The following is a 1,871-nucleotide window of genomic DNA, read 5'->3' as shown; positions in this document are numbered from 1 at the left end:
TGGAAAAAGTAGTCAATCAGCTTTTAAATGAAGGGGGATTGATTATTAAATGGAGTAGAAAACTTAAAAATAAGGGTAATGCTGTCAATGTAACTTAAATGCGTAAAAGCTTATCACCCAATCCCCATCACTCCATCAGCTAACCTCTAACTCCCACTTAACTATTTTCATGTTCGATAATTTCTCAAAAAAACTCCCTTGGCAAAGTCTCAAACAAGCGATCGCTTTTGTCTTAACAATTATTGCCTTAACTCCAGTGGTTACAGCTTTAATTTCCAGTGTTAATCAGCCTCAAATCCAATCTAATATTCAACTATATCAAACCAATCTCAACCTACAAGCTACGACTCTAAGCACCGATGCTGATCCTAATAGCGAGGAATTTGCTAATCTTAAATTAATGCAAACTTCCCTGATTGGTGAAGATACTTATACCACTGCCGAGGAACAGTATTTATCCGCCCAGAAAAGTGCCAAAAAAACAATCACCGAACTAAAAAAATCAGCAGTTAATCCCGAACAAAAAAAATCCCTTGAGCGGGAAATCAATTCCCTAAAGGATTTAGAACTGAAATTAAGTCTCATTCAAGCTAGTCAAGGTGACTTGGATTCAGCACGGCAAATCTGGCAAGACATCAAGGAAAAATCAGCATTTGAGAACTATAAACCTGCTATTTTACGAAATGCGCTGCTGTTAGAGGGATTGTACAGTGAACCCCCCGAAATTGCTGCCGATGCTGAAGCGAGAATCGATCGCAATTTTCAAGGATGGTTCCGTTATACCATTCTGGAAAAATTATATAGTCTCGAAAATCGTCAAGAGGATTTACTCGCTTTAGAGGAAAAACAGAGTGAAGTAGCGGCTAATGCGTTAATTAAACTAATTTTAGTGGCTTTGTTGCCTCTTATCGGCGGTTTAATCGGTTTTGTGCTGTTGATCTTTTTATTAGTGCAGTGGCTTCTCCGTCAACAGCGAGCGCTGCTCTTTTTAGATGATAGTCTCGCTTGGCAAACTAAGTGGGGAGGAGAAACCCTCTGGTGGGGAATAATTATCGGTTTCTTTTTCGTCGGACAAATTGTTTTACCAGGAATTTTTGCGATTTTATCGAGTTTCTTGAGTCTCAATCCCGAAAAATTTAACCTAGAAGCTAAAGCAATATACGTTGTAGTTAGTTATTTAGCCTTAACAGTGAGCAGTTTATCGGTTTTATATCTAGCAATCAAGCCTTTTCGCCCTTTACCTCCCGATTGGTTTCGTTTTAAACTCTTTAGTCCTTGGCTCCTCTGGGGATTAGCCGGCTATTTCGTCGCTTTACCCCTCGTTATTATCGTTTCTTTGCTCAATCAACTAATTTGGCAAGGACAAGGGGGTAGTAACCCGCTGCTGACTTTAGCCCTAGAATCCCAGAATACTTTCGCTTTAATCTGTTTTGGCTTTACTGCTTCTCTTGCCGCTCCTTTTTTCGAGGAAATTGTCTTTCGCGGCTTTTTACTAGCTTCTTTGACTCGTTATCTGCCTGTTTGGGGTGCGATTGCTCTTAGTAGTTTGATTTTTGCCCTTGCTCACCAAAATTTGTCAGAAGTGCTGCCTTTAACCGTCCTAGGTTGTGTTCTTGGCTTTGTTTACACCCGCTCGAAAAATTTATTATCCTCGATGTTGGTTCATAGTCTCTGGAATGGTGGCACCCTGTTAAGTTTATTTTTATTGGGCAGCGGTGCGGGTTAGGTGAAGTCTCTGGTTTTCGGGGTAGCCTAGAGTTGACATCCTCGCCGCCCTAAAAGTGCGGCGATTCCTAAACCTCACGATTTAAGTTTCTGCTTCCACCACCGTCGCATACCACAGTTAAAAAACCATGTACTGTCTTACACAG

The 1,871-nt window shown here is 40.8% G+C and carries 1 protein-coding gene; it reads left to right on the top strand.

What is annotated here, in order from left to right; translation table 11 throughout:
• The first annotated feature begins 169 nt into the window (after nucleotides 1-169).
• Nucleotides 170-1,726 carry a CPBP family intramembrane glutamic endopeptidase gene (locus H6F92_RS00265; protein ID WP_190356387.1) on the top strand — a complete coding sequence of 519 codons (1,557 nt, stop codon included), beginning with the start codon at nucleotides 170-172 and terminating at the stop codon, nucleotides 1,724-1,726.
• Nucleotides 1,727-1,871 lie beyond the last annotated feature (145 nt).

This window comes from Microcystis wesenbergii FACHB-1317, from assembly GCF_014696875.1.
Classification (GTDB): domain Bacteria; phylum Cyanobacteriota; class Cyanobacteriia; order Cyanobacteriales; family Microcystaceae; genus Microcystis; species Microcystis wesenbergii_A.
The sequence above is the reverse complement of the archived record's forward strand: the minus strand, read 5'-3'. Positions and strand labels throughout refer to the sequence as shown.

Bases quoted from the DNA above. Each gene is read 5' to 3' on its own strand.
- H6F92_RS00265 (WP_190356387.1), top strand. From the start codon at position 170: ATGTTCGATAATTTCTCAAAAAAACTCCCTTGGCAAAGTCTCAAACAA.